Annotated in this window: 28 protein-coding genes and 1 pseudogene; 19 read left to right on the forward strand and 10 right to left on the reverse strand. The window is 68.8% G+C overall.

What is annotated here, in order from left to right:
* The first annotated feature begins 92 nt into the window (after positions 1–92).
* The 11 genes from ACIBZJ_RS23760 to ACIBZJ_RS23810 all read left to right on the forward strand — a co-directional run bounded on the left by ACIBZJ_RS23760 (position 93) and on the right by ACIBZJ_RS23810 (position 8,296).
* Positions 93–482, forward strand: coding sequence for a hypothetical protein (locus ACIBZJ_RS23760; RefSeq protein ID WP_395933013.1), 390 nt, complete (start codon positions 93–95; stop codon positions 480–482).
* Positions 479–922, forward strand: coding sequence for a hypothetical protein (locus tag ACIBZJ_RS23765; protein ID WP_395933015.1), 444 nt, complete (start codon positions 479–481; stop codon positions 920–922). The genes ACIBZJ_RS23760 and ACIBZJ_RS23765 overlap by 4 nt, the downstream gene beginning before the upstream one ends.
* Positions 919–1,707 carry a F0F1 ATP synthase subunit A gene (gene atpB, locus ACIBZJ_RS23770; RefSeq protein WP_395933017.1) on the forward strand — a complete coding sequence of 263 codons (789 nt, stop codon included), beginning with the start codon at positions 919–921 and terminating at the stop codon, positions 1,705–1,707. Before ACIBZJ_RS23765 ends, atpB begins: the two co-directional genes overlap by 4 nt.
* Before the next feature lie 69 nt (positions 1,708–1,776).
* Complete coding sequence (gene atpE / locus ACIBZJ_RS23775; protein WP_395933019.1) at positions 1,777–1,980, forward strand: ATP synthase F0 subunit C; 204 nt, start codon at positions 1,777–1,779, stop codon at positions 1,978–1,980.
* A gap of 5 nt (positions 1,981–1,985) precedes the next feature.
* Positions 1,986–2,555, forward strand: a complete 570-nt coding sequence (locus ACIBZJ_RS23780) for a F0F1 ATP synthase subunit B (protein ID WP_395933021.1) — start codon at positions 1,986–1,988, stop codon at positions 2,553–2,555.
* Positions 2,555–3,382 (forward strand): F0F1 ATP synthase subunit delta, encoded by an 828-nt coding sequence (locus tag ACIBZJ_RS23785; RefSeq protein ID WP_395933023.1) that lies wholly within the window; start codon positions 2,555–2,557, stop codon positions 3,380–3,382. The genes ACIBZJ_RS23780 and ACIBZJ_RS23785 overlap by 1 nt, the downstream gene beginning before the upstream one ends.
* A gap of 82 nt (positions 3,383–3,464) precedes the next feature.
* On the forward strand, positions 3,465–5,087 hold the full coding sequence (gene atpA, locus ACIBZJ_RS23790) for a F0F1 ATP synthase subunit alpha (RefSeq protein ID WP_395933025.1): 1,623 nt from the start codon (positions 3,465–3,467) through the stop codon (positions 5,085–5,087).
* Between the two features lie 3 nt (positions 5,088–5,090).
* On the forward strand, positions 5,091–6,023 hold the full coding sequence (locus tag ACIBZJ_RS23795; RefSeq protein ID WP_395933027.1) for a F0F1 ATP synthase subunit gamma: 933 nt from the start codon (positions 5,091–5,093) through the stop codon (positions 6,021–6,023).
* Positions 6,023–7,480: a F0F1 ATP synthase subunit beta gene (gene atpD / locus ACIBZJ_RS23800; RefSeq protein ID WP_395933029.1), complete on the forward strand. Its 1,458-nt coding sequence runs from the start codon at positions 6,023–6,025 to the stop codon at positions 7,478–7,480. The genes ACIBZJ_RS23795 and atpD overlap by 1 nt, the downstream gene beginning before the upstream one ends.
* A 69-nt stretch (positions 7,481–7,549) precedes the next feature.
* Positions 7,550–7,837, forward strand: a complete 288-nt coding sequence (locus ACIBZJ_RS23805; RefSeq protein ID WP_395933031.1) for a F0F1 ATP synthase subunit epsilon — start codon at positions 7,550–7,552, stop codon at positions 7,835–7,837.
* A 30-nt stretch (positions 7,838–7,867) separates the two neighbouring features.
* Positions 7,868–8,296, forward strand: a complete 429-nt coding sequence (locus tag ACIBZJ_RS23810) for a DUF2550 domain-containing protein (protein WP_395933033.1) — start codon at positions 7,868–7,870, stop codon at positions 8,294–8,296.
* Positions 8,297–8,327: 31 nt separating this feature from the next.
* Here the strand turns inward: ACIBZJ_RS23810 and ACIBZJ_RS23815 are convergent, their stop codons facing one another.
* Positions 8,328–8,906, reverse strand: coding sequence for a cob(I)yrinic acid a,c-diamide adenosyltransferase (locus ACIBZJ_RS23815; RefSeq protein ID WP_395933035.1), 579 nt, complete (start codon positions 8,904–8,906; stop codon positions 8,328–8,330).
* A gap of 91 nt (positions 8,907–8,997) precedes the next feature.
* Here ACIBZJ_RS23815 and murA point away from each other — a divergent pair, with 91 nt between their 5' ends.
* Positions 8,998–10,290, forward strand: coding sequence for a UDP-N-acetylglucosamine 1-carboxyvinyltransferase (gene murA / locus ACIBZJ_RS23820; protein ID WP_395933037.1), 1,293 nt, complete (start codon positions 8,998–9,000; stop codon positions 10,288–10,290).
* A 7-nt stretch (positions 10,291–10,297) separates the two neighbouring features.
* Here the strand turns inward: murA and ACIBZJ_RS23825 are convergent, their stop codons facing one another.
* Positions 10,298–10,606: a hypothetical protein gene (locus ACIBZJ_RS23825; protein ID WP_395933039.1), complete on the reverse strand. Its 309-nt coding sequence runs from the start codon at positions 10,604–10,606 to the stop codon at positions 10,298–10,300.
* 123 nt (positions 10,607–10,729) lie between these two features.
* On the opposite strand from ACIBZJ_RS23825, the gene ACIBZJ_RS23830 reads away from it, so the two are divergent.
* Both ACIBZJ_RS23830 and ACIBZJ_RS23835 read left to right on the forward strand, forming a co-directional pair.
* A complete protein-coding gene (locus tag ACIBZJ_RS23830) occupies positions 10,730–11,023 on the forward strand; it encodes an STAS domain-containing protein (protein ID WP_395933041.1) in 294 nt (97 codons plus the stop codon).
* A 91-nt stretch (positions 11,024–11,114) separates the two neighbouring features.
* A complete protein-coding gene (locus tag ACIBZJ_RS23835) occupies positions 11,115–13,130 on the forward strand; it encodes a protein meaA (RefSeq protein WP_395933043.1) in 2,016 nt (671 codons plus the stop codon).
* On the opposite strand, the gene ACIBZJ_RS23840 is transcribed toward ACIBZJ_RS23835, so the two are convergent.
* The 3 genes from ACIBZJ_RS23840 to ACIBZJ_RS23850 form a co-directional block, all read right to left on the reverse strand.
* Positions 13,109–14,155, reverse strand: coding sequence for an arginase family protein (locus ACIBZJ_RS23840; RefSeq protein ID WP_395933045.1), 1,047 nt, complete (start codon positions 14,153–14,155; stop codon positions 13,109–13,111). The two genes, ACIBZJ_RS23835 and ACIBZJ_RS23840, sit on opposite strands and share 22 nt — an antisense overlap.
* A gap of 105 nt (positions 14,156–14,260) precedes the next feature.
* Complete coding sequence (locus ACIBZJ_RS23845; protein WP_395933047.1) at positions 14,261–14,905, reverse strand: DUF4126 domain-containing protein; 645 nt, start codon at positions 14,903–14,905, stop codon at positions 14,261–14,263.
* Positions 14,906–15,312: 407 nt separating this feature from the next.
* Positions 15,313–16,725: a DUF2252 domain-containing protein gene (locus ACIBZJ_RS23850; protein ID WP_395933049.1), complete on the reverse strand. Its 1,413-nt coding sequence runs from the start codon at positions 16,723–16,725 to the stop codon at positions 15,313–15,315.
* A gap of 175 nt (positions 16,726–16,900) precedes the next feature.
* Here ACIBZJ_RS23850 and nucS point away from each other — a divergent pair, with 175 nt between their 5' ends.
* The 3 genes from nucS (at position 16,901) to ACIBZJ_RS23865 (ending at position 19,175) form a co-directional block, all read left to right on the forward strand.
* On the forward strand, positions 16,901–17,560 hold the full coding sequence (nucS, locus tag ACIBZJ_RS23855) for an endonuclease NucS (RefSeq protein ID WP_395933051.1): 660 nt from the start codon (positions 16,901–16,903) through the stop codon (positions 17,558–17,560).
* Positions 17,561–17,820: 260 nt separating this feature from the next.
* Positions 17,821–18,324 carry a SigE family RNA polymerase sigma factor gene (locus ACIBZJ_RS23860; protein WP_395933053.1) on the forward strand — a complete coding sequence of 168 codons (504 nt, stop codon included), beginning with the start codon at positions 17,821–17,823 and terminating at the stop codon, positions 18,322–18,324.
* Positions 18,321–19,175, forward strand: a complete 855-nt coding sequence (locus tag ACIBZJ_RS23865; RefSeq protein WP_395933055.1) for a hypothetical protein — start codon at positions 18,321–18,323, stop codon at positions 19,173–19,175. Before ACIBZJ_RS23860 ends, ACIBZJ_RS23865 begins: the two co-directional genes overlap by 4 nt.
* A gap of 171 nt (positions 19,176–19,346) precedes the next feature.
* Here the strand turns inward: ACIBZJ_RS23865 and ACIBZJ_RS23870 are convergent, their stop codons facing one another.
* Positions 19,347–19,910 carry a TetR/AcrR family transcriptional regulator gene (locus ACIBZJ_RS23870; protein WP_395933057.1) on the reverse strand — a complete coding sequence of 188 codons (564 nt, stop codon included), beginning with the start codon at positions 19,908–19,910 and terminating at the stop codon, positions 19,347–19,349.
* A 55-nt stretch (positions 19,911–19,965) separates the two neighbouring features.
* Between ACIBZJ_RS23870 and ACIBZJ_RS23875 the strand changes: the two genes are divergently transcribed.
* Positions 19,966–20,373 carry a VOC family protein gene (locus ACIBZJ_RS23875; RefSeq protein WP_395933059.1) on the forward strand — a complete coding sequence of 136 codons (408 nt, stop codon included), beginning with the start codon at positions 19,966–19,968 and terminating at the stop codon, positions 20,371–20,373.
* A gap of 98 nt (positions 20,374–20,471) precedes the next feature.
* On the opposite strand, the pseudogene ACIBZJ_RS23880 reads toward ACIBZJ_RS23875, so the two are convergent.
* The 3 genes and pseudogenes from ACIBZJ_RS23880 to ACIBZJ_RS23890 all read right to left on the reverse strand — a co-directional run.
* Positions 20,472–20,720: pseudogene (locus ACIBZJ_RS23880) on the reverse strand (GNAT family N-acetyltransferase); the annotation flags it as partial.
* 235 nt (positions 20,721–20,955) lie between these two features.
* Positions 20,956–21,087 (reverse strand): hypothetical protein, encoded by a 132-nt coding sequence (locus tag ACIBZJ_RS23885; RefSeq protein WP_395933060.1) that lies wholly within the window; start codon positions 21,085–21,087, stop codon positions 20,956–20,958.
* A 611-nt stretch (positions 21,088–21,698) separates the two neighbouring features.
* On the reverse strand, positions 21,699–22,235 hold the full coding sequence (locus ACIBZJ_RS23890; RefSeq protein WP_395933062.1) for a dihydrofolate reductase family protein: 537 nt from the start codon (positions 22,233–22,235) through the stop codon (positions 21,699–21,701).
* Positions 22,236–22,302: 67 nt separating this feature from the next.
* On the opposite strand from ACIBZJ_RS23890, the gene ACIBZJ_RS23895 reads away from it, so the two are divergent.
* Positions 22,303–22,929, forward strand: a complete 627-nt coding sequence (locus tag ACIBZJ_RS23895) for a winged helix-turn-helix transcriptional regulator (protein ID WP_395933064.1) — start codon at positions 22,303–22,305, stop codon at positions 22,927–22,929.
* Between the two features lie 85 nt (positions 22,930–23,014).
* Here ACIBZJ_RS23895 and ACIBZJ_RS23900 read toward each other — a convergent pair whose 3' ends face one another.
* Positions 23,015–23,884, reverse strand: a complete 870-nt coding sequence (locus ACIBZJ_RS23900; RefSeq protein WP_395933066.1) for a helix-turn-helix transcriptional regulator — start codon at positions 23,882–23,884, stop codon at positions 23,015–23,017.
* Positions 23,885–23,951: the final 67 nt, after the last annotated feature.

Genomic DNA, 23,951 nt, shown 5'->3' on the forward strand with positions numbered 1-23,951 from the left:
GGAGCCGCCCTATGTCTCGCACCGAGCCGTCCCCGTCCCGGGGTCCCCGAACGACCCGACCGCTGCTCATCGCGGCGGTTGCTGCCGTTTTCGTGCTGGTGCTGGCGCTTGTCCTCGGTGGCACCGAATCGCTGGCCGGCGCTGCCGTCGGGTTGGTACTGGTGACGCTTTTCCTGATCGCCGGTCGGCTCCCCTTCGTCGTCGACAATCAGCTCGGCCCCGGCATCGCATATCTCGTACTCGGCATCAACTACCTGTTCCGGGTCGTCCTCCTTCTGGTCGCGCTCGTCGCGCTCAAAGACCAGCCGTGGTTGGACGCCCGGGCGCTCGGACTCGTCGTGATCTCGGGCGCGCTCGTATGGAATGCGATAGCGCTCCGGAAGCATCTCGACGGGCTCGGAAAAGTGAACTCCAGTGAAACGGAAACGGGCTCCGACGAGAGCATTCCGTCCGCTAGTCAGACCGGAGGGAGTAGCCGATGACGGCCTCCGCCGATCACGAAGAACGGTCACCGAAGGTCGCACCCGTACCTGCACAGAGTGATGCGCCGGAAGATGCACGTAATCGCTGGTCAACGCAGGACGACGTACCTCACGTCGACCCTTGGGCCGTGGTCAGCTATCTCATTTCCGGCGTGACGCTTTGGGGCCTGATCGGATGGGCGGCGGCGCGTTGGCTGGACATTCCCGCACTCATCGGAGTCGGATTCGTCATCGGGGGGGTGCTCGGAATCTGGCTGACATACATCCGGTACGGTAGGCCGCAATCCGGGTCATCATCTTCGATGGCCCCAGCCAAGCCTGATCTGCCCCGCGCCTCGGCATCGTCCCCCTCGCAGAACGCCGAGGGAGCACAGCGCGAGCAGCGACCGTCAGGGCCGCCGTCGTCGTCAGACACCACCGCCGAGGAGGAGAAGCCGTGAGCACCCAGCTCCTTGCCGCCGGCCCCGGATTCGAAGCGCCGGGCCCCGGCGACTTCGAGTTCCCGCCGCTTTTCGGCGAGGGCACGTTCGTCACGAAGCCGATGCTGATCGTCGTACTCGGCTCGATCGTGGTCGCGGCGTTCTTCTACGCCGCCGCCCGTAACCCGAAGCTGGTTCCGGGCAAACTGCAGTTCGCCGGTGAGTCGGCCTACGGGCTGGTTCGCAACAGCATCGTGATCGACTCGATCGGCACCAAGTACGGCAAGAAATTCGTGCCGTACATCGTCACGCTGTTCTTCTTCATCCTGGCGCTGAACATCTCCGGCATCATTCCGGTGCTGCAGTTCCCGGCATCGTCGAAGATCGCCATTCCGGCGTTCCTCGCGATCATCAGCTGGATCATCTACAACTGGGTCGGCATCCGCAGGCAGGGCTTCGTCGGCTATTTCAAAGCGATGATGTTCCCGCCCGGCGTCCCGTGGCCGATCTACTTCCTGCTGGCCCCGCTGGAACTGTTCTCCACGTTCATCATCCGGCCGTTCACGCTGGCCCTCCGTCTCGCGATGAACATGTTCGCCGGCCACCTGGTGCTGCTGCTCTGCATCCTCGGTGGCGAGTACATGCTCACCGAGGGCACCGGCGCACTGCCGTTCCTGAGCCCGATCGGGTTCCTCGGCGGGATCGTCCTGACCTTCTTCGAAGGCTTCATCCAGATCCTGCAGGCTTACGTGTTCGCGCTCCTCTCCGCGTTGTACATCGCCGGCGCGATGGAAGCCGAGCACTGATCTGACCTCCCCGCCGCCGCGGTCCACCTGAAGTGGCGGCCTATTACCCATCGAGAAGGGAACGCAGTTATGGACGGCAGTCTGAACATGGTCGGTTACGGCCTGGCAGCCATTGGCCCGGGTATCGGTATCGGCCTGATCTTCGCCGCCTACATCTCCGGTGTGGCACGCCAGCCCGAGGCCCGCGGCACGCTCCAGGGCATCGCGATCCTGGGCTTCGCCCTGGCTGAGGCGCTCGCCATCATCGGTATCGGTCTCGCGTTCGCGCTCTGACGACCATGTCTGCGACGACGGAGATCGTGACGACCTTCCTCGCGTCCGAGGACGGCGAGGTCAATCCGCTCCTCCCGCACACGTCCGAGCTCATCGTCGGACTCGTCGCTTTCGCTCTGCTGTTCTGGTTCCTCTCGAAGTTCGTCTACCCGATGTTCGAGAAGACCTACACCGAGCGTTCGGAAGCGATCGAAGGCGGGATCAGGCGGGCCGAAGAGGCCCAGGCCGAGGCCAAGGCGACGCTCGAGCAGTACCGGGCGCAGCTGGCCGACGCACGGGCCGAAGCGGGCCGCATCCGCGAGGAGGCGCGCGCCGAGGGCGCTCGCATCGTCGAGGAGATGCGCGCCGAGGCTCAGGAGCAGTCCGCTCGCATCGTCGAGCGCGGCGAAGAGCAGCTGGCCGCCGAGCGTCAGCGCCTGGTCACCGAGATCCGGGCCGACATCGGCCGTATCGCGGTCGACCTGGCCGGTCGCATCGTCGGTGAGTCGCTGGCCGACGAGGCCCGGCGGGCCGGGACGGTCGAGCGCTTCCTCGACGACCTCGACACCACGACCAGCAGTGGAGGGCGGAGCTGATGCAGGGCGCTAGCCGGGAGTCCCTGGCCGGTGTCCGGGCGCAGTTCGCCGAGACGATCAGCGCTGTCGGCTCCGGCAGTGCTGATCGCGCGGCGCTCGCCGCCGACCTGCGGGCGGTCGCCGACCTGCTCGGGCGCGAGCCCGGGCTGCGACGCGCGCTCGCCGACTCCAGCAAACCGACGGAGAACCGCACCGGTCTCCTCGAGGCGCTGGTGGGCTCGCGGATCGGGGCCGGTGCTCTGGACGTGCTCAAGAGCGCGGTTTCGGCCCGCTGGAACAGCGCGCACGACCTGGTGAACACCGCCGAGCTGCTGTCCGTGGACGCCGAACTGGCCGACGCGGCCGACCGCGACGCGCTGTCCGACGTCGAGGATCAGCTGTTCCGGTTCGGACGGATCGTCGAGGGCACACCGCGGCTCTCGCGGCTGCTGTCGGACTCGTCGGCGCCGGTCGCTCAGCGCACCGAGCTGGCGACCGGGCTGCTCGAAGGACACCAGGCCGATCCGGTGACCGTGCGCCTGGTGGGCGCCGCCGTCCACGGGCTCGGCGGCCGGTCTTTCGACGGCTCACTGCAGAGGCTGATCGAGCTGACGGCCGCGCGCCGTGACCGCGAGATAGCGTATGTGGTAGCGGCCGCACCACTCTCTCCTGCTCAGGAAGAGCGGTTGGCCGCACGTCTCGCCGCCATCTACGGGCGAACGGTCTCCTTGAAAGTCGAGGTCGACCCTTCGCTGCTCGGTGGGGTGACGGTGCGGGTCGGCGACGACCTGTACGACGGGAGCGTTGCCCGCCGGCTGGAACAGGCGCGCGGCGCGCTCACGAACTGACCCACCGCAGCACCCCACTACTTGATGTGCTGGCTCGGTCAGCGCAGTTGCTGACCACAAGACGAGATCGAGGACCTATCAGATGGCCGAGCTGACCATCTCCTCCGAGGAGATCCGCGGCGCGATCGAGCGTTACGTCTCTTCCTATTCACCCGAGGTCTCCCGCGAGGAGGTCGGTGTGGTCGCCGATACCGGCGACGGCATCGCCCACGTCGAGGGCCTCCCCTCGACGCTGACCAACGAGCTGCTGCAGTTCGAGGACGGCACCCTCGGTATCGCGCTCAACCTCGAGCCGCGCGAGATCGGTGTCATCATCCTCGGCGAGTTCGGGGGCATCGAGGAGGGCCAGACGGTCCGCCGTACCGGGCAGATCCTGTCCGCTCCGGTCGGCGACGGCTTCCTCGGCCGGGTCGTCGACCCGCTGGGCAACCCGATCGACGGCAAGGGCGAGATCCAGGCGGAGTCGCGCCGGATCCTGGAGCTGCAGGCCCCCTCGGTGGTGCAGCGCCAGCCGGTGAAGGAGCCGCTGCAGACCGGCATCAAGGCCATCGACGCGATGACCGCGATCGGCCGGGGCCAGCGGCAGCTGATCATCGGTGACCGCCAGACCGGCAAGACCGCGGTGGCGATCGACACGATCATCAACCAGAAGGCCAACTGGGAGAGCGGCGACCCGAAGAAGCAGGTCAAGTGCATCTACGTCGCGGTCGGCCAGAAGGGTACGACGATCGCTTCGGTGCGCGGCGCCCTCGAAGAGGCCGGCGCGATGGAGTACACGACGATCGTCGCGGCTCCGGCGTCCGACCCGGCCGGCTTCAAGTACATCGCTCCCTACACCGGTTCGGCCATCGGCCAGCACTGGATGTACCAGGGCCAGCACGTCCTCATCGTCTTCGACGACCTGACCAAGCAGGCCGAGGCCTACCGCGCGGTGTCGCTGCTGCTGCGCCGCCCGCCGGGCCGCGAGGCGTACCCGGGTGACGTCTTCTACCTGCACTCGCGGCTCCTCGAGCGTTGCGCGAAGCTCTCCGACGCGCTCGGCGGCGGTTCGATGACCGGCCTCCCGATCATCGAGACCAAGGCCAACGACATCTCGGCCTACATCCCGACGAACGTCATCTCGATCACCGACGGGCAGGTCTTCCTCGAGACCGACCTGTTCAACTCGGGTGTGCGTCCGGCGATCAACGTCGGTACCTCGGTCTCCCGGGTCGGTGGCTCGGCGCAGGTCCGCGCGATGCGGTCGGTCGCCGGCCGTCTCCGCCTCGACCTGGCCCAGTACCGCGAGCTCGAGGCGTTCTCGGCGTTCGGCTCCGACCTCGACCGCGCGTCGCGGAACCAGCTCGAGCGTGGCGCCCGGCTGGTCGAGCTGCTCAAGCAGCCGCAGTACACGCCGTACCCGGTGAACGAGCAGGTCGTCTCGGTCTGGTCCGGCACGACCGGTCAGCTCGACGAGATCCCGGTCGCCGACATCAGCCGCTTCGAGTCGGAGTTCCTCGACTTCATGCGGCGGAACAAGGCCGACATCCTCAGCACCATCGAGACCACCGGCAAGCTCGAGGACGACACCGTCGCTTCGCTCACCGACGCGATCGGTGAGTTCAAGCAGCAGTTCGAGGTCGGCGCGAGCAGCGACCAGGTCATCGAGGCGAAGGACGAGGACTCGTCCGAGACCGTCACCCGGCACACCGACTCGGAGGGCTGATCCTTGGCCGCCTCGCTTCGGGTGCTGCGTCGCCGGATCAAGTCCGTCCGGCAGACCCAGAAGATCACCAAGGCGCAGGAGCTCATCGCCACCTCGCGGATCGCGAAGGCGCGCGCCCGGGTCGAGGCGTCCCGTCCCTACAAGGACGAGATCACCCGGGTGCTGACCGCGCTGGCGACGAACTCCTCGGAGCTCGATCACCCGCTGCTGACCGCTCGTGAGCACGTCAAGCGGGTCGGGATCCTGGTCATCACCAGTGACCGCGGCCTGGCCGGCGGGTACAACGCGAACGTGCTCCGCCGGGCCGAGCAGCTCGTGGCCCAGGTCCGGTCCGAGGGCCAGGAGCCGGTGCTGTACGTGATCGGCCGCAAGGGCGCCGCGTACTACCGCTTCCGCAACCGCGACATCGAGCGGTCGTGGACGGGCTTCTCCGAGTCGCCCGACTTCGACGACGCCAAGGAGGTCGGCGAGTTCCTCGTGCAGACCTTCGTGGCCGGTGCCGACGACACGCTCGACGGCCCGGGTCTCGACGGCGTCCAGGGGGTCGACGAACTGCACCTGGTCTCGACCGACCTGGTTTCGATGATCACCCAGCGTCCGGTCGCGCACCGGTTCGCGCCGATGGACGTCTCGGAACAGGAACACCCCGAGGGTCCCCGGCCGATCTACGAGTTCGAGCCGGAGCCCGAGCAGCTGCTGTCGGCTCTGCTCCCGAAGTACCTCAACACCCGCATCTACGCGGCTCTTCTGGAGTCCGCGGCCTCGGAGTCGGCAGCACGCCGGCAGGCGATGAAGTCGGCGAGCGACAACGCCGACGACCTCGTCAAGAGCCTCAGCCGCGAAGCCAACGCGGCACGCCAGGCCCAGATCACCCAGGAGATCAGCGAGATCGTTGGTGGCTCCAACGCCCTCGCTGCTGCAGGAAGTGACGACTGATGACTGCCACCACTGTTGAGAACACGGCCGGGACGCAGTCCGAGGCCGCCAGCGGCCGCGTCGTAAGCGTGCGCGGCCCCGTCGTCGACGTCGAGTTCCCCAAGAACGCGATTCCCGACCTGTTCAACGCTCTGAAGGTCCAGGTGGACGCGGAGAGCATCGAGAAGACGCTGACCCTCGAGGTCGCCCAGCACCTGGGTGACAGCGTGGTCCGGACGATCTCGATGCAGCCGACCGACGGCCTGGTCCGCGGCGCCGAGGTCATCGACACCGGCGACGCGATCACCGTCCCGGTCGGCGACATCACCAAGGGCAAGGTGTTCAACGCCCTCGGCGAGTGCCTCAACCTCGAGGAGGGCGAGACGCTCGAGGTCACCGAGCGCTGGGGCATCCACCGCGACCCGCCCCCGTTCGACCAGCTCGAGAGCAAGACCGAGGTCTTCGAGACCGGTCTGAAGGCGATCGACCTGCTGACCCCGTACGTGCGAGGCGGAAAGATCGGCCTCTTCGGCGGTGCCGGTGTGGGCAAGACGGTGCTCATCCAGGAGATGATCATCCGCGTTGCCAACAACTTCGGTGGTGTGTCGGTGTTCGCCGGTGTCGGCGAGCGCACCCGCGAGGGCAACGACCTCATCCTGGAGATGGACGAGAGCGGCGTGCTCGAGAAGACCGCGCTGGTCTTCGGTCAGATGGACGAGCCGCCGGGCACCCGTCTCCGGGTCGCGCTGGCCGCGCTCACGATGGCGGAGTACTTCCGCGACGTCCAGAACCAGGACGTGCTGCTGTTCGTCGACAACATTTTCCGGTTCACGCAGGCCGGTTCCGAGGTGTCGACGCTGCTCGGACGCATGCCGTCGGCCGTCGGTTACCAGCCGACGCTGGCCGACGAGATGGGCGAGCTGCAGGAGCGCATCACGTCGACGCGTGGTCACTCGATCACCTCGATGCAGGCGATCTACGTCCCCGCGGACGACATCACCGACCCGGCGCCGCACACGGTGTTCGCGCACCTCGACGCGACCACCACGCTGTCACGGGCGATCTCCGACAAGGGCATCTACCCGGCCATCGACCCGCTGGACTCGACGTCCCGGATCCTCGACGCGCGTTACGTCGGCGAGGAGCACTACCGGGTCGCGAGCCGCACCAAGGAGATCCTCCAGCGGTACAAGGAGCTCCAGGACATCATCGCGATCCTCGGTATCGACGAGCTCTCCGAAGAGGACAAGCTCCTCGTCGGCCGGGCCCGCCGGATCGAGCGGTTCCTGTCGCAGAACACCTACGCGGCCGAGCAGTTCACCGGTATCCCGGGCTCGACCGTTCCGGTCAAGGACACCATCGAGGCCTTCAAGGCGATTGCCGCCGGCGAGCTCGACAAGTTCCCGGAGCAGGCGTTCTTCATGTGCGGCGGTCTCGAGGACGTGGAGAAGAAGGCGGCCGAGCTCGCCAAGGAGTGAGACTCGCTGTTTCACCGCGGGTCCCGGGCTCCGGCCCGGGGCCCGCACCCCCACGAACGTTAAGGAGCAGTGGTGGCCGAGCTTCACGTCGAGGTCGTGTCGGTCGAGGAGCAGATCTGGTCCGGTGAGGCGTCGATCCTGATCGCCCGCACCACCGAGGGTGAACTCGCGATCATGCCGGGGCACACACCGCTGCTCGGCGAACTCGTCGATCCCGGTGAGGTGCTGGTGCGCAGCGCCGACGGCGAGCACCGGTGGACCGTTCACGGCGGGTTCCTGTCGGTCTCGAACGAGGGTGTCTCGGTACTGGCGGAGAACGTGAGTACCCCCGAGGGTTCTCGCGCCGGGCAGTACTGAGGCCCGGAGCAGGTACGGGGAGCGCGTTCCATGGCCACCGTGTTCGAAGCGGTTGCTCTGCTACTCGCGTTGGTCTTCGTCTTGCTGGCGGTGCTGTTCGTCCGCCGGTTGCTCATCGCCAGGAGCGGCGCGGTCGAGCTGTCGGTCCGTCTCTACCGGGCGCGTATGGGCCGTGGGTGGGCGCTCGGGCTGGCGCGGTTCGCCGGTGACCAGCTCCGGTGGTACCGCCTCTTCAGTTTCAGCCCGTGGCCGCGGCGGGTGCTGACTCGTCGCGAACTCGTCGTGGTCGGCCGCCGCGACCCCAGCGAGCAGGAGACGCTCGCGTTGCTGACCGGCTCGGTGGTGCTGGAGTGCACCGATCGAACCGGCCCGGTGGAACTCGCGATGAGCGGTTCCGCGCTGACCGGGTTTCTCTCGTGGCTGGAATCCGCCGCGCCCGGCTCGTTCCCCACGCGTTAGCTGTACTCGGCGGCCCGGCCAGGGCGCCAGGTCACGGCGCGGTGGCCCCGCCGGGACGCCAGAGCACGTCGCCGCCGGGGTTGGCGATCCGGGACAGGATGAACAGCAGGTCGGAGAGCCGGTTGAGGTACTTGGCCGGCTTCTCGTGGGTGGTCTCCGGCTCGGCTTCCAGCAGCGTCCAGGTCGAGCGCTCGGCGCGCCGGACGACAGTGGTGGCCTGGTGGAGCAGCGCCGCGCCGGGCGTCCCGCCGGGGAGGATGAAGCTGTCGAGTTTGGGCAGCCGTCCGTTGAACTCGTCGCACCAGCCTTCGAGGCGCTCGACCTGCGCCTCGGTCACCCGCAGCGGCGGGTACTTCGGCGTCTGGGCGACCGGCGTCGCCAGGTCTGCTCCGACGTCGAACAGATCGTTCTGCACTGCCTTGAGGACGTCGCCGACCTCGCCGGAGAGCTGCCCCAGCGCCAGGGCGACGCCGATCACCGCGTTGGATTCGTTCACGTCGGCGTAAGCCCCGATCCGGGGATGCGTCTTCGGCACCCGGCTCATGTCGCCCAGGTTGGTCGTACCGGAATCGCCGGTTTTCGTATAGATGCGGGTCAGGTGTACGGCCATCCTCCGAGCATAGGCACTGGTCATCCTCCGGACGGTCGGACCGTTGTGGACATGACACGGACCACTCCCTCGGGACCCGTACGATGGCCGGGTGGAGCTTTTTCGTGTGACAGGTGGGACCCCACTTATCGGTGAGGTCACGGTCAGCGGCGCCAAGAACAGCGTCCTCAAGCTGATGGCGGCATCGCTGCTCGTCGAGGGGCAGACCGTTCTGACGAACGTTCCCCGCATTCTCGACGTCACCATCATGAGCGAGGTGCTCCGGCGTCTCGGCTGCGAAGCGGCGCTCGAGGGCGACACGCTGACGATCGACGTGCCCGCCGTGCCCGGTACCGAGGCCGACTACAATCTGGTCCGGCGGATGCGGGCGTCGATCAACGTGCTGGGCCCGTTGCTGGCCCGCCGGGGCGAGGTGCGGGTGCCGCACCCGGGTGGTGACGCGATCGGTTCGCGTGGTCTCGATTACCACATCGCCGGTCTCGAGCGGATGGGCGCCGAGATCACCAGCGAGCACGGCTTCGTCGTGGCCCGGGCGTCCCGGCTGCACGGCGCGCGCATCTGGCTCGACTTCCCGAGCGTCGGCGCGACCGAGAACATCCTGATGGCCGCCGTCCTGGCCAAGGGCACCACGGTGATCGACAACGCGGCCCGCGAGCCCGACATCGTCGACATCTGCTCGATGCTCAAGGAGATGGGCGCCGAGATCTCCGGGGCGGGCACGTCGACGCTCGAGATCGAGGGTGTCGAAGAACTCCGTCCGGTCACCCACCGCACGGTGCCCGACCGCATCGTGTCCGGTACCTGGGCGTTCGCCGCGGCGATCACCCAGGGCGACATCACGGTCCGGCGGGGCGAGCCGCGGCATCTGGAGATCGCGCTCGACAAGCTCAACCAGGCCGGTGCGCACATCGATCTGCTCGACCCGATGCAGCCCAACGAGGGCTTCCGGGTCCGGATGGACCGGCGCCCGAAGGCCGTCGACATCGTCACGCTGCCCTACCCCGGCTTCGCGACCGACATGCTGCCGATGGCGATCACGCTGGGCGCGGTGGCCGACGGCCCGTCGATGGTGACCGAGAACGTGTTCGACGCCCGGTTCATGTTCATCAACGAGATGCTGCGCCTCGGTGCCGACGTGCGCACCGACGGCCACCACGCGGTCGTCCGCGGGAAGCACTGGCTGTCGGGTGCCCCGGTGAAGGCCACCGACATCCGGGCCGGCGTCGGGCTGGTGATCGCGGGTCTGCGTGCGGACGGCGTCACCGAGGTGGCGGACGCGTTCCACATCGACCGGGGCTACCCCGACTTCCTCAGCCAGATGCGTGGCCTGGGCGCGACGATCGAGCGCATCAAGGTCGAAGACGAGGAGTTCACGACCGTCTGAGCCGGTCTCAGTAGGTGCCGGGCCCGACCAGGGCCCGGGCCTGCTCCACATCAGCGGCGAACACGAGTACCCGGACGCGACCCCGCCCGGCATCGGCGGTGGTGGATCGGATGTTGGCGTCCGACAACACGGCGCGCAGCGCGTTTGCCTCGCCCCGTGAGGGCGCGACCGCGACCTCGTGGAGGAGACCGTAATCGGTGCTCTTCCCGTCCGGAGACGGGCCGATGGCCCGCTGGGTTCCGTACGTCCACCGCAACAGCAAAGCCAGGAACGCCACCACCAAGAGAGCGACGACTGGAGCCACGACACCCGTCACGCCCCCAGTGTGCCAGCCGGGAGCCGTGCTGACGACGGCCAAGAGGCTGCAGTTACGTACACCCGTATTGTCGTGAATAGGTGATAATGCGTGCTGACACGCTGTTCGCGGAGGGGATTCCGGATGGACCAGATCGTCACCGCCGGCTCCCGGCTCGACGCGACCACGGTGGGGGCGTTGCGTGGTCGTCTGGACGAGGCCATCGGCTCCGGGTCCGGCCCGCTCGTCCTGGATCTGGGTGCGGTGCAGACCGTCGACGCCACCGGGCTCGGCATGCTGCTCGGGGTGGAGCGCCGGGCCGCCGGAGCGCAGCGGGAACTGCTGCTCCGGGACGTCCCGCTGCGGGTGGCCCGGCTCCTGCGGGCGACCGGCCTGAGCCGCGTGTTGCGCCACGAGGTGCCCGCGGTGTTCATCTGATCCGATTCACCTGGCCGCTTGTGGCGTGCGTCATCGCCGCGGATCGGTTACCCGTCAGTAGAATTCGCGGCACCGACGTCGGAGGTGCCTGATGCCGTACCCGTCCTCGCCGGAGCGCGATCGCCCGTGGGTGATGCGGACGTACGCCGGCCACTCGTCGGCGGCCGCCTCCAACGCGCTGTACCGGCGCAACCTGGCCAAAGGGCAGACCGGTCTGTCGGTCGCGTTCGATCTACCGACGCAGACCGGCTACGACCCCGACCACGAACTGGCCGCCGGGGAGGTGGGCAAGGTCGGCGTGCCGATCTCGCACATCGGCGACGCCCGGGCGCTCTTCGACGGCATCCCGCTGGACCGGATGAACACGTCGATGACGATCAACGCGACCGCGATGTGGCTGCTCGCGCTCTACGAGGTCGTCGCGATCGAGCAAGGCGCCGCCCTCGACGACCTCACCGGCACGACCCAGAACGACATCATCAAGGAGTACCTGTCCCGCGGCACCTACGTGTTTCCCCCGGCGCCGAGCCTGCGGCTGATCACCGACACGATCGCCCACACGGTCGTCCACCTGCCGAAGTGGAACCCGATCAACATCTGCTCGTACCACCTGCAGGAGGCCGGTGCGACGCCGGTGCAGGAGGTGGCGTACGCGCTGTCCACCGCGATCGCCGTGCTCGACGCGGTCCGCGACTCCGGCCAGGTGCCGCCGGAGCGGATGGGTGACGTCGTCGCGCGCATCTCGTTCTTCGTGAACGCCGGCATGCGGTTCGTCGAGGAGATGTGCAAGCTGCGGGCGTTCGCGCAGCTCTGGGACGAGATCACCCTTTCGCGGTACGGCGTCGAAGATCCCAAGCACCGGCGGTTCCGGTACGGCGTGCAGGTGAACTCGCTCGGCCTCACCGAGGCCCAGCCGGAGAACAACGTCCAACGCATCGTGCTGGAGATGCTCGGCGTGACGCTCTCGCGCAACGCGCGGGCCCGGGCCGTGCAGCTGCCGGCCTGGAACGAGGCGCTCGGCCTGCCCCGGCCCTGGGACCAGCAGTGGGCGCTGCGCATGCAGCAGGTGCTCGCGTTCGAGAGTGACCTGCTGGAGTACGAGGACCTGTTCGACGGCTCCCGGGTCGTCGAGGTGAAGGTCGCGTCGATCATGGACGGTGCGCGGGCGGAGATCGCCCGGGTAGAGGACCGGGGCGGCGCGGTCGCGGCGATCGAGTCCGGCTACATGAAGGGCGAACTCGTGCGCTCGCTGGCCGAGCGCCGGGCCCGGGTGGAGGCAGGCGAAGACATCATCGTCGGCGTCAACGAGTACACCGAGACCGAGCCGAGCCCGCTGACGGCGGGAGGCGGTACCGAGAAGGCGATCTTCACCGTCGACCCCGACGTCGAGGAGACGGCGCGCGACCGGCTCGCGGCCTGGAAGGCCGACCGTGATCGAACCGCGGTGGACGCCACGCTGGCGGCGCTGGCCGACGCGGCGAAGAATGGCACGAACCTGATGGAGCCGACGATCGCCTGCGTGCGGGCGGGCGTCACGACGGGGGAGTGGGCCGACGTGCTCCGTGACGTGTTCGGCGAGTACCGGGCGCCGACCGGCGTGTCGGCGGCGGCCGCGTCGACCCCCGGCGCGGAGACGGCGTCGGCACTGGGCGCGGTGCGCGAGCGGGTACGGCGTACCGGCGAAGAACTGGGTGGGCGGCTGCGGATGCTCGTCGGAAAGCCCGGCCTGGACGGGCACTCCAACGGCGCCGAGCAGATCGCCGTTCGAGCCCGGGACGCCGGGTTCGAGGTCGTCTACCAGGGCATCCGCCTGACCCCGGCGCAGATCGTCGCGGCCGCGGTCGCCGAGGACGTGCACGTGGTCGGGCTGTCGATTCTGTCGGGCGCGCACGCGCTGGCGGTACCGGCCGTGATCGACGGCCTCCGCGCGGCCGGTCTGGACGACGTCCCGGTGATCGTCGGCGGCATCATCCCGGCGGACGACGCGGTGATGCTGAAAGCCGCGGGCGTCGCGCGGGTGTTCACGCCGAAGGACTACGGGCTCAACGAGATCATGGACGAGATCGTGACGGTGATCGCGGAGGTTCACGGGCTCGCTACGGTCTGAGGCTCCTCGTCGTTGGATCGTTCGGCCAGCGCGTCCAGTGCGGAGCCCCGGAGCATCCCGTTGCTCGCGGACGCGACCCGGCCGGACGGGGGAAGCGCGCTGACCGTCTCGACCAGGTAGTCGGCGAGCGCGGCCGCGCTGCGCCGCTCGTAGTCGGAGTCGGGGTTGTAGCCGGCGACGCTCCATCCGACCAGGCCGGGCGCCCCCAGCGCGGCTCTGGTCAGCGCGGCGAGCTGCTCCCAGTTCAGCCCGCCCGGCAGCGGCCGGTCGGTGGCCGGCAGGGCCTGCTCGGAGAGCACGCTCAGGTCGACGTGGAGCCACCACTGCTGGCCGGTGCGCCGGATGTGCTCGATCGCCTCGATCGCGTGCCGGACCAGCGCCGCACCGGGCACCGGGTGCGGGCCGGCCAGCCCGAGGTCTTCGCCGGACCGGATCCGGATGCTGCCGGAGAGCGACGGGATGCCCGCGGCGGCGAGTTCGGCGCCGTCTCGGGTGCCCAGGACCGCGACGGCGCCCGGTGGCACCAGCGGCAGCCGCCGGGACAGTCCGTTGGAGAGCACGGCGTTCGTCTGCGCGAGCAGGGCCAGGCCGAGCGTGCAGTCGGACGCGACGCCGGTCGGCGACTTGTCCGGCGGCCACGCACACTCGCGCCCGGACAGCACGAAGAGCCCGGTCGGCCCCTCGGGACGGTGCCCGGTCGCGACCAGACCGCCGAGCAGGATCGGGTTGTCGCCCCCGAGCAGGAGCGGCAGGTTGCCCTCGGCGTGGCTCGCGGAGACCGCGTCGGCGACGCCGTCGATCATCGCGGCGAGAGCCAGCTCGTTGAGCAGACCGGTTTCGACGTTGCGGGTCAGCGACCGATCGCCGACCTCGACCGGCTCGGGCTCGTGCGGCGTCCAGCCGGACGGCAAGGCCGCACGGACGCGCCCGACCAGGCCCTGGGCGTGGACGGCTGCCGGCGCGGCCGAGGCGCCCCCCGCGCGCCCGGATGCGCTGAACGGCACGCTGACGATGTCGATCTCCATCGGACCCCCCTGCCGGTTCTGACCGGGCACGCAGTACCCGGCCAGCTGACCGTGACACGTCGATTCCGCGGCGGCTACACCTCGAGGAATGAGCTGTCCAATATGTTACCTAAGCGAGGTATCGGTCCGAATAGTGGCACTCTGGGCGGCCAGATTCCGGGCGGTCTTGCGGCGGCGCCGGGCGCGGATCTTCCGGAACGCCCAGACGAAGACCGCCACCATCGCGGCCAGCACCACGACGACGAGCAGCGGCGCGAGCAGCGCCAGCAGCGAGAGCCCGATGCTCGCGACGTCTTCCAGGACGCTCACCACCGGTGCGGCGAAACCGGCGCTGGCCCCGTTGAGCGCGGGGCGGGCAGTGGCCTTTCCGGCGTGGACGACGAGCGCCAGCACGACGCCGACCGCGATCGGCACCCAGGCGCCGTGCGCGACGAAGCTGCCCGGGTCGCTGACCGTGACCGCGTCGGACGTGGCGGTGGCGCCGAATGCCAGGCCGCCCGCGGTGGGGCGCACGACCGTCTGCAGGACGTCGTTCAGCGAGTCGACGACCGGCACCTTGTCGGCCACCGTCTCGACGGCCAGCAGGAGCGCGAGGACCAGCAGCGCCCAGCCGCTGTCGAGCCACTGCCAGCCGGCCGGCAGGCTGACGGTGTCGGTGAAGCGGGAGAGCACCCCGAGCGTCAGCAACGGGATGTAGGCGTTGAGACCGGACGAGGCCGCGAGCCCAGTACCCGTCAAGAATTCCAGCACGCTTCCACAGTTGCACGGCCCGTCCAGAACGACGCTGCCGAGCGGGCGCGACGACTTGAGTATTCAGGCTATACGCGGCGTCATCGCGCCCGATCGGCAGCGTCGTCCTGGACGGGCTCCAGGTCAGAACCTAGGACGGGGGCGGGACCGGCTCGGGGTTGGGCTGGGGCTCCGGGTCGGGCGGGAGCGGTGACGGTCCGGGCTCGGGCGAGGGCTCCGGCCCGGGACCCGGGAACGGCCCCGGACCGGGTGGGGGCACCGGGACCGGCGCGGGTGCCGGCGGCGGCACCGGCGGGCCGGGCATCGGCAGCGGAGGCACTCGGCTCTGGAACGGATCGGACGTCATGCGCACGAGCGTGGCACGCCCGCGTCCCGGTGTCGACGCGACCGGCCCCGGCCCGCGCCCCTCACTCGGACGGTACGATCTCCGCCGGGAGGCGTCCGAGCCGCACCGCGGCGGCCAGCGCGTCGTGGTCGGCTTCGGTCTGATCGGCGTAAGCGACCGCGAACGACGCGACCGCGTCGTCGAACGGCTCGCCGTCGCCGGCGCCCAGCGGACCGTCCACGTAGCCGCTCAGCAGCCGCGGATCGGCCGATTGCGCGTGCGACCGCGCCAGCACGGCCCCGACCACGCGGGCGTAGTCGTCGAGCTGGTTCGGCTTGAGCAGCACCGGGTCGATGCTGCCCTTCATGTCACGGAACTGCCGGACCAGGAACGGCCGGCCGTCGACCGTCGTCCAGCCGAGCAGGATGTCGCTGACCGTCTGCATCCAGCGTTGCCCGCGGACGATCCGCTCGCCGTTGTGGGCGTACGGCGTCGCGGCCACGTACGGCGCCAGTGCGGACGGACCGGCCTCCTTCACCTGCAGGACGAGCGCGTCCTCGCCGTTGCCGTGCAGCAGGACGATGTAGCTGCGCCTGCCGACGCTGCCCAGCCCGACGACCCGGTGCGCGATGTCGGCCACCGAGTACCGCTGGAGCAGCGCCTTGAGCTCGTCGTCGAGGCAGCCGTCCGCGTACTCCTCGAGCCCGTCCAGCACCGACTGCTCGACCGCCGGGCTGACGTGCGTCAGGATCGGCGGGGCGTCGACGAACCGCCACTGGGCGGTCTCGGCCTTCTCGGCGAACTTCTCGACGACGCGACGGCTGGTGTTCTTCCGGGCCTTCTTACCGATCCGCTTGAACACCTCGCCGAGCTGATCGACGTCGAAATGATCGATCGTCTTCTCGTCGGTGGTCAGGTAGAACGCGTCCAAGATAGGTAGTTGGGAGAGCTCGCGCAGAGCGGCGCGGTAGGTGCGGGCCGCGTCGGAGGCGGCCTCCCGGGCCCGGTCTTCGCCGACGCCGGCCTCGCGGCCGGCCACCACCAGGCTGGCCGCCAGACGCTTGAGATCCCACTCCCAGGGTCCGACGACGGTCTCGTCGAAGTCGTTGACGTCCATCACCAGCCGACGCTCGGGAGAGGCGTACAGGCCGAAGTTGGACGCGTGCGCGTCACCGCAGATCCAGGCGGTGATGCCGGACGTGGGAGTCGGGGCCAGGTCGGCGGCCATCAGGCCGGCGCTGCCGCGGAGGAACGCGAACGGGGACGCGACCATCCGCCCGACGCGCAGCGCGATCAGGCGGTCGTCCCGGCCCTCGTTCGTGCGCTCGACGAACTCGACCGGGTCGGGCCGGTCGTGGCGGCGGCCGTAGCGGGAGTGCGTGGTGATCGGGGTCTTGTCGCGCAGTGCGACGCCGGTGGCGTGCACCTCCAGCGGGTCGGCCCAGGTTCCGAAGACGTGACTGACGAATCTACTGGTTGGTGCGCTCACGGACATGACCGTAGCGCTGGCGGGGTTGCTGCCTGCAGTGATGTCCGCCTCCCGACTCGCCGCGTCCTGAGTGGGGCGCGCGGGCGCGCCCGGGCGGGCCCGGCGGCTGTGGCCGGGCGGCTGTGGCCGGGCGGCCTGGCGGCTGTGCCCGGGCGGTCGACAAGGACTAGCGTGTCTCGCCGTGCGCCTGGTCATTGCCCGTTGCTCCGTCGACTACATCGGTCGGCTCACCGCCCACCTGCCTCCCGCGACGCGGTTGCTGCTGGTCAAGGCCGACGGGTCGGTGTCGATCCACGCCGACGACCGGGCCTACAAGCCGCTGAACTGGATGAGCCCGCCGTGCCGGCTCGAGGAACAGCCTGGCGTCTGGACGGTCGTCAACAAGGCGGGCGAGGAACTGCGGATCACGATCGACGAGGTGCTGCACGACTCCTCGCACGAGCTGGGGGTCGACCCCGGGCTGGTGAAGGACGGCGTCGAGGCCGATCTGCAGCGGCTGCTGGCCGAGCACATCACGACGCTCGGCGAGGGCTACACGCTGGTCCGGCGGGAGTACCCGACCGCGATCGGGCCGGTCGACATCCTGTGCCGGGACGCAGCCGGCGGGACCGTCGCGGTCGAGATCAAGCGGCGCGGCGAGATCGATGGTGTCGAGCAGCTCACGCGGTACCTCGAGCTGCTCAACCGCGACCCACTGCTGGCGCCGGTGAGCGGGGTGTTCGCCGCCCAGCAGATCAAGCCCCAGGCGTCCGTACTAGCCCTGGATCGCGGTATTCGCTGTGTTGTTTTGAATTACGACGCTTTGCGGGGGATCGACGACTCGGACGGAAAGTTGTTCTAGCCGGGCGGTGTCGAGAAGGCGCTGCCTGGGTTGTTTGTCGCTCATGGTGATGGCGTCCGCCGGGTAGTTCCGCGCGTAAAGGTCCGCATCTGCCGATAGCGGACGTTCGTCGAGATCGGTCGTTCGCTGATTGTGGACGCGCGCGGCGCGCAGCGGGCCTGGTCGTTGACTCTCGAGTTCTCTCTGCGCCGGATTGACAACCATTGCCTGTGGTGCGGCGTGTAGGGAGGAGGAGCAGGCGACGGCGATGAGGCGGGTGGATGGCGCGGGATGCCGAGTACGTGGCGTTCGTCGAGGCGAACTGGGAGCGGTACCTGCGGCTGGCTCGGCTGCTGAGCGGTGACCGCCATCGCGGCGAGGAATTGCTGCAGGACTGTCTGGTCCGGCTCTACGTGCGATGGGCCGGCGCCGCGGTCAAGGGAGATCCTCATCCGTATCTGCGCCGGATCCTGGTCAACGCGAACATCAGCTGGTGGCGGGGCCGGCGCCGCGAGTACCTGGTCGAGACGCCGCCAGATCAGACGCAACCGGAAACGACGGGCGACGAGTACCGCGAGGACCTCCGCCGGGCCCTGCTCCAGCTGCCCGCCCGGCAACGTGCCGTCGTGGTGCTGCGCTACTACGAGGACCTGACCGAACGGGAAACGGCCGCCGCCATGGGCTGCACCGTTGGCACCGTCAAGAGTCAGAACGCGCGGGCGCTGCGCCGGCTCCGCGAACTGCTGGACGCACACGAGCCGCCGAGAAAGGTGTTCCTACGATGATTGGCGAGAAGGCGCTGTCAGACGCGTTGCACGATCTGGCTGACGCGGATGCGGCCGGGGTGGCTCCGGTCGCAGGCTTGTTGCGCCGCGGCCACCGCGCGCGGCGCGGCCGACACGCCCGCGCGGCCTTGGTGACCACAGCGGTCGCCGGCCTGGTCGCGACTCTTACGGTCGCGTCCAGGCCGATGTCCGACGGTCTCCGTCCAGTGCCGCTTGCACTCGCCGCGCAGACGACCGCGCGCACCAGCTTCCACCTCAGCGTCGAGATGACCGTCGGCGACGATCCCGCAGACCCCGTGGTAAAGATCCCGGCGGAGCAGGGCAAGTACGACCCTGTGCACGACCGCGGGTATCTCCGGTCGCAGCCGATCGGTCCAAAAGGCTTGGTGAGTGAAAAACGGCAGATCGGCAAGGACTGCTATGAAGTGATTACGCCAGGTCATTGGTTCCCCAGCCAGGCCTGCTGGATGTTCGGGAAGTCACCCCAGACTGCGGGGCTAGGGGTCTCCGCCAGCCCGCGGGAGCTTCTGGCGGAGTTGCGGCAGGCCGGGAAGGTCACCTACACCGGCCGCACCGGCGAAGGAGGACGCGCCCTCGACACGTACCGGTTCAGCTACCAGAACATTTCCCACACGGATTCCCGGACAACGGCCGGGACCGTGGAGATCGACGTCGCGACCCGCCGGATCGTGAAGGTGAGCTATCAAGTCTCTGAACCGGTACGGAACGCCCATCAGCCTGCCCGTATTTTGCCGACCAACGTCGTGATCCGGCTCGACGATTTCGGTACGCCGGTCGACGTCCAAGCTCCGCCGGGCATGGTCCAGCGACCGGCGGTAACTCCGAGCTGACTGACGGCGGGCGTCCCTCGGAAGGCCTCCGCGTCCGGCTGCCGACGTTGGGTGAGACCCGGGTCGGCGAACCGGCCACCGGCTGCTCTGCGCGTCGGCAACGATCAGCCGACATCCGATCATGCCGCTGACCGTGATTCCGGTCGGCGGCTGGACGGGTCCCGGCCGTCTCTATGTCGTGGCCTGGGTGAGTGCGTCACGGACGATGTCGTGGATCGCCGCATCGTCGAGGGATTCGCGGGAGAACCAGCGGCGGTAGAAGAGGGGCGCGGCGATCGCGGCGACGAGGTCGGCCGGCTCCCGGTCCGCTGCGAGTTCACCTCGGGCCTGGGCGCGTTCGGTGACCGTGGTGAACGGTTTCATGATTTCGGCGTGGAGGGTTGTGTGCAGGCTGGCTAGGTCGGGGTCTCGTTCGGCGGCGTCGATGATCGAGGGCAGGACGGTGGCCCAGCGGGCGGTACGTAGTTGCTCGGCCAGCCGTTCGGCCAGGTCGGTGAGGTCTCCCGCGAGGCTTCCGGTGTCGGGCGTCTCCGGTGGGGCGCCGATGGTCGAGCAGGCTTCGAGCAGGAGCGCGACCTTGGACGGCCAGTGCCGGTAGATCGTGGTTTTTGCCACTCCCGAGCGGCGGGACACTTCCTCGATGCTGACGCCGCCGATGCCGCCCTCCGTCAGCAGTTCATAGGTCTGCGCGAGTACCGCCGCTTTGGATTTCTGCACGCGGCTGTCGGGGGCCATCAGCGAACTCCGATCTCCCTTTTGCTATTTCGCTACGCTACTGTAGCGTAGCGAAGTGACCATCCGCGTCCGCAGGAGAGTCCAGATGAAGCTTGCATCGGTACGGCTGGTGACTGATGATCTCGCCGCGCTCACGGCGTTCTACCGCGTCCTCCTCTCCACTGAACCGGTGACTCCCTTCGGTGGTGAGGACTACGTCGAGATGCGCGCCGACGGGGCGGTCCTGGCGCTGGTGACTACCTCGGGGGTCAACCGCTACAACAACGGGGCGGCTTCGGCCCGGGCCAACCGTTCGGCGATCCTGGAGTTCCAGGTCGAGGACCTAGATGCCGTGCGTGCGCGACTTGCCGGCCACGTCACCGACTGGGTTCAGGAGCCGACCAGCCAGCCGTGGGGCAACCGCTCGATGCTTCTCCGCGATCCCGACGGGAATCTCCTCAACATCTACTCGTCCGCCAACTAGCCACCCGGCGGCACTGCGTGCACGACCTCAAGGCGCGTCACCGGCAGGGGGCCGGTGTGCGCCGCCCTAGTGAACGGGTGGCTGGACCTGGCGACTTCTCAGAACTCGCGGTACATCAGAGGCAGGCCGGCGCGGCCCAGTGTGGGATGAGCGAAGGCCCTTGGGACCGTGCCCTCGTCTTCGGCCCAGTCCAGCGCGAAGCGGCATAACCGCGCGCCGACCCCGCGACCGCGCGCCTCCGCGGCCACCATGAAACGTGCCGTCGAGACATGGGAGCCAGGCCCTGGCCGGTTCGGCCCCATCTTCGCCGAACCGACGATCCTGCCGTCCACACCTGCGGCCAGTCGGCTTCGTCGAATTCCCGGATGCGCTCCAGCGGAAGCTAGTGGCGCTCGATTGGCGAGTCGAACCAATGCCTTGACGGTCGTTCACGGTGACATGGCTGTAGGCCGGATACTCCGGACCGCCGCGGCAGTTCAACACGCTGCTCCGGCGCGCAGAGTTCAGAGCGGGTCTCTTGGCCTGGACGTGGTGCGGCCCGGAGCGCGGGTTTCGCGTTCCGGGCCGGGGGTGCTGGGTGGTTCAGTTGCAGTAGTTGTAGTCCCAGCAGTCGTTGTAGTGCTTGCGGTGGTGGCGGCGACGGGGGCGGCAGTCGTAGTCGTACGAGTTGTCGTTGCAGTCGTACGAGTAGTCGTAGTCGTAGCAGCCGCTCATGTCGTCCAGCCTCCTGAGGTTGTTCGGCGGGGTGTGTCCCCGTCCTGGGACTACCTTCTCGCTGGACGCGCGCCGATTCGATCGTCGGGATGACGCCGCGAACGTTCGGTTCACAACACTCCCTCTTCCCGCGTTCGGCGTTCGGCGTTCGGCGTTCGGCGTTCGGCGTTCGGCGTTCGGCGTTCGGCCGGGCGAATTGTCGGCTGCCTTGGCTCGGGCGGGGTGTCAAGTGGTCTCCAGGGGTCCGCGCTGGAGAATTTGTTCGGTGAGTTGGATGTCGGTGTCGAATCGTGCGGGCGAGCGGGCCGTCGATCAGGCCGAGGCGGTCGCCGATGAAGGGATGCCTTGTCCTCGTCGAGGAAGCTGAGGTGGGCCCGGCGCGTGTCCCGGGGTGGGGTCGGCCATGACGTTCACGTCCGGTGCCGATGGTCGGACGTGGCCGAGTGCGGCACCAGCCGGGTCCCTGCGGTGTCGATTCGTACTAGCCGGTCGCGTGGAGCAAGGGATGTCCAGCGTCATCGCGTTACGGCGGAGCATCCCCGTAGGAATTAACGCTCCATGGCGATGGTCTGGGAGCCGCCGGTCAGCGCAACACGTCACGGCCGGACGGGTCAGCCGGTATAAGTCGTCTCGTACTGGAGTTTTACCGCGCCGTTGGGGAAGTTCAGCGAGTCGGTCAACAACAGCCTCATACCGGTGGTGTCGACGTTCTCGAACAACCTGCGGCCGGCGCCTACCGCGATGGGGCTGTAGATGAAGTCGTAACGGTCGACCAAGCGGCCCCGGATCAGGTCGGTGTCCAAGTCGCTGACCCCGTACTTGATCAGCCGGACGCCGGCCTCCTTCAAGGCTGCGATCGCCTCGATCGGGTCACCCGTCAGCGCGGTGGAGTTCCAACCCAGGTCTTCGGGGTGATGGGTGACTATCCGCTTCGGCATCAAATTGATCGCGTCGATGTAAGGGTCGCCCGACAGTGGAGCCCAGCTTCGGGAGAGGTCGTCGAAGGTGCGGCGGCCGAGCAGGAACGCGTCGTAGGCGGCTAGCTGGTCCAGCGAGTGCTCCCGGGCCGCGTCGTCGAACATCGCCCATTGCCACGGGCTCTCGACCACTCCGTCGAGCGAGACAAGCGTGCTGACCACCAACGTCATGATGTCTCCTCGGTATCTGGTTTTGCCGACCTTACACTTGGAAAAACCAACTAACGCTGGAGTCGGCTTGAAGACCTACAGCGACGCGTGCGCCGTCGCCCGGGCGCTCGATCTGGTCGGCGACCGCTGGGCGCTGTTGATCGTGCGCGAGTTGATGCTGGGTCCGAAGCGGTTCGGAGCGCTTACGGACGGGCTGCGAGCGGCGGGGCCGGACATGGTCGCCAAGCGGCTGCGCGAACTGACCGACCACGGGATCGTGGTGCGCCGATCGCTGGGAGCACCGGCCAACGTCGACGTCTACGCGCTATCGCAGCGCGGCCTGGCGTTGCGCCCGGTGCTGCGTGAACTGGGGCGGTGGGGAGCGACGGCCGACCTGCCGCCGGACCATCTCGGGCTCACCGACGATGCGTTTCTCCTGGCGTTCGACGTCGTCTTCGAGGGGCACCGAGATACCGACCTGGAGCTGACCGTCGAGTTCCGTCTCCCGGGCGGTCCCGCTGCTGCGCGGGTCGCCCAGGGCGGCATCGAGGTCGGGTGGGGCGCGGCGGCCGCACCGGACCTGGTGCTCGAGGGCGATCCGGACGACCTCGGTTCGGTCTTGTGGGACGCGGCCGACCCCGACGTGACCGGCGTCCAGGTCATCGGTGACAGACCCCTCCTCAACCGGTTCCGTGCGATGACCCTGGTCGGCTGATGGCCCGCCGGCTAGGAGGAGGGATCGAACGCGGAGGTCACGTCGAAGGTGGCGGCGGGGACCATTCCCTCACGAAGCGACCAGGCTAGTGACGCGGCGCGGGCGCGGCATCGTGCTGCCGGGTGGCCCAGACCGCAAGTAGGCGCAGATTGTCGTATGAGGGGCTACCGGGATCGGTGGTGTAGAGGAACAGGGTCTGATCCTCGTCGCCGGGCAGCGTCAGGGCCTCGTACTTGACGGTGATGGGCCCGACGGCGGGATGCGTCATCCGCTTGGTGCCGTGGGTTCGCTCGTGCACCCGGTGGTCGTTCCACCCGGTCCGGAATTCGGGACTTTTGATGGTCAGCTCCCCGACGAGTTCGTTGAGCTGCGGGTCGTCGGGAGCCCGGCCGGCGTAGAAGCGGAGCGTGCCGACAACCTCGGCCGCGACGGTGCGCCAGTCGAGGAAGGCTTCGCGGGCGTCCGGGTCGAGGAATATCCATCGAGCGTAGTTGCGATGCCGGGGCGGGAGTTTCGTCCAGTCGGTGAGCAGCGCCCGGGCCAGCGGGTTGGCGGCCAGGACGTCGGTGCGGCGGCCGAGGATGAGGGCGGGGTGTTCGGTCATCGAGGCGATCATCTGCAGCATCGCCGGCCGGACCCGCTGGGCCGGCAGTTTCCCGATGCGGCGCCGGGCGGGACGGGCCAGGTCGGCGAGGTGAGCACGGCCGGCGGCCTCGAGTTGGAAGACGCAGGCCAGCGCGTCGACCACCGCCTCGGAGGGCGTGCTGTGCCGACCCTGCTCCAGACGGGTGTAGTAGTCGGCGCTGACGCCGGCGAGCTGGGCGACCTCTTCACGGCGCAGGCCGCTGACCCGCCGATCGGTTGCCGACGCCGGCCGCGTGATCCCGACGGTCTCCGGCGCCGTGCCGGCTCGGCACGCGCGCAGGAACTCGCCCAGGTTTGCGTTCGCCGCCATGTTCCCATGATCGCGCCGTGGAACGCCTGCTCCAAGGGGCCGGGTGGGCAGGTCGTTCCCTGGTACG

The organism is Cryptosporangium sp. NPDC051539, from assembly GCF_044454545.1.
Lineage (GTDB): Bacteria > Actinomycetota > Actinomycetes > Mycobacteriales > Cryptosporangiaceae > Cryptosporangium.

Coding starts and splice junctions, on each gene's coding strand:
- ACIBZJ_RS23765 (WP_395933015.1), top strand. CDS start 479: ATGACGGCCTCCGCCGATCACGAAGAACGGTCACCGAAGGTCGCACCC.
- ACIBZJ_RS23870 (WP_395933057.1), bottom strand. CDS start 19,910: ATGGCCCCCGACAGCCGCGTGCAGAAATCCAAAGCGGCGGTACTCGCG.
- atpD (WP_395933029.1), top strand. CDS start 6,023: ATGACTGCCACCACTGTTGAGAACACGGCCGGGACGCAGTCCGAGGCC.
- ACIBZJ_RS23830 (WP_395933041.1), top strand. CDS start 10,730: ATGGACCAGATCGTCACCGCCGGCTCCCGGCTCGACGCGACCACGGTG.
- ACIBZJ_RS23840 (WP_395933045.1), bottom strand. CDS start 14,155: ATGGAGATCGACATCGTCAGCGTGCCGTTCAGCGCATCCGGGCGCGCG.
- ACIBZJ_RS23780 (WP_395933021.1), top strand. CDS start 1,986: ATGTCTGCGACGACGGAGATCGTGACGACCTTCCTCGCGTCCGAGGAC.
- ACIBZJ_RS23890 (WP_395933062.1), bottom strand. CDS start 22,235: ATGACGTTGGTGGTCAGCACGCTTGTCTCGCTCGACGGAGTGGTCGAG.
- ACIBZJ_RS23785 (WP_395933023.1), top strand. CDS start 2,555: ATGCAGGGCGCTAGCCGGGAGTCCCTGGCCGGTGTCCGGGCGCAGTTC.
- ACIBZJ_RS23900 (WP_395933066.1), bottom strand. CDS start 23,884: ATGGCGGCGAACGCAAACCTGGGCGAGTTCCTGCGCGCGTGCCGAGCC.
- ACIBZJ_RS23815 (WP_395933035.1), bottom strand. CDS start 8,906: ATGGCCGTACACCTGACCCGCATCTATACGAAAACCGGCGATTCCGGT.
- atpE (WP_395933019.1), top strand. CDS start 1,777: ATGGACGGCAGTCTGAACATGGTCGGTTACGGCCTGGCAGCCATTGGC.
- ACIBZJ_RS23850 (WP_395933049.1), bottom strand. CDS start 16,725: ATGTCCGTGAGCGCACCAACCAGTAGATTCGTCAGTCACGTCTTCGGA.
- ACIBZJ_RS23865 (WP_395933055.1), top strand. CDS start 18,321: ATGATTGGCGAGAAGGCGCTGTCAGACGCGTTGCACGATCTGGCTGAC.
- ACIBZJ_RS23835 (WP_395933043.1), top strand. CDS start 11,115: ATGCCGTACCCGTCCTCGCCGGAGCGCGATCGCCCGTGGGTGATGCGG.
- ACIBZJ_RS23860 (WP_395933053.1), top strand. CDS start 17,821: ATGGCGCGGGATGCCGAGTACGTGGCGTTCGTCGAGGCGAACTGGGAG.
- ACIBZJ_RS23810 (WP_395933033.1), top strand. CDS start 7,868: ATGGCCACCGTGTTCGAAGCGGTTGCTCTGCTACTCGCGTTGGTCTTC.
- atpA (WP_395933025.1), top strand. CDS start 3,465: ATGGCCGAGCTGACCATCTCCTCCGAGGAGATCCGCGGCGCGATCGAG.
- ACIBZJ_RS23885 (WP_395933060.1), bottom strand. CDS start 21,087: ATGAGCGGCTGCTACGACTACGACTACTCGTACGACTGCAACGACAAC.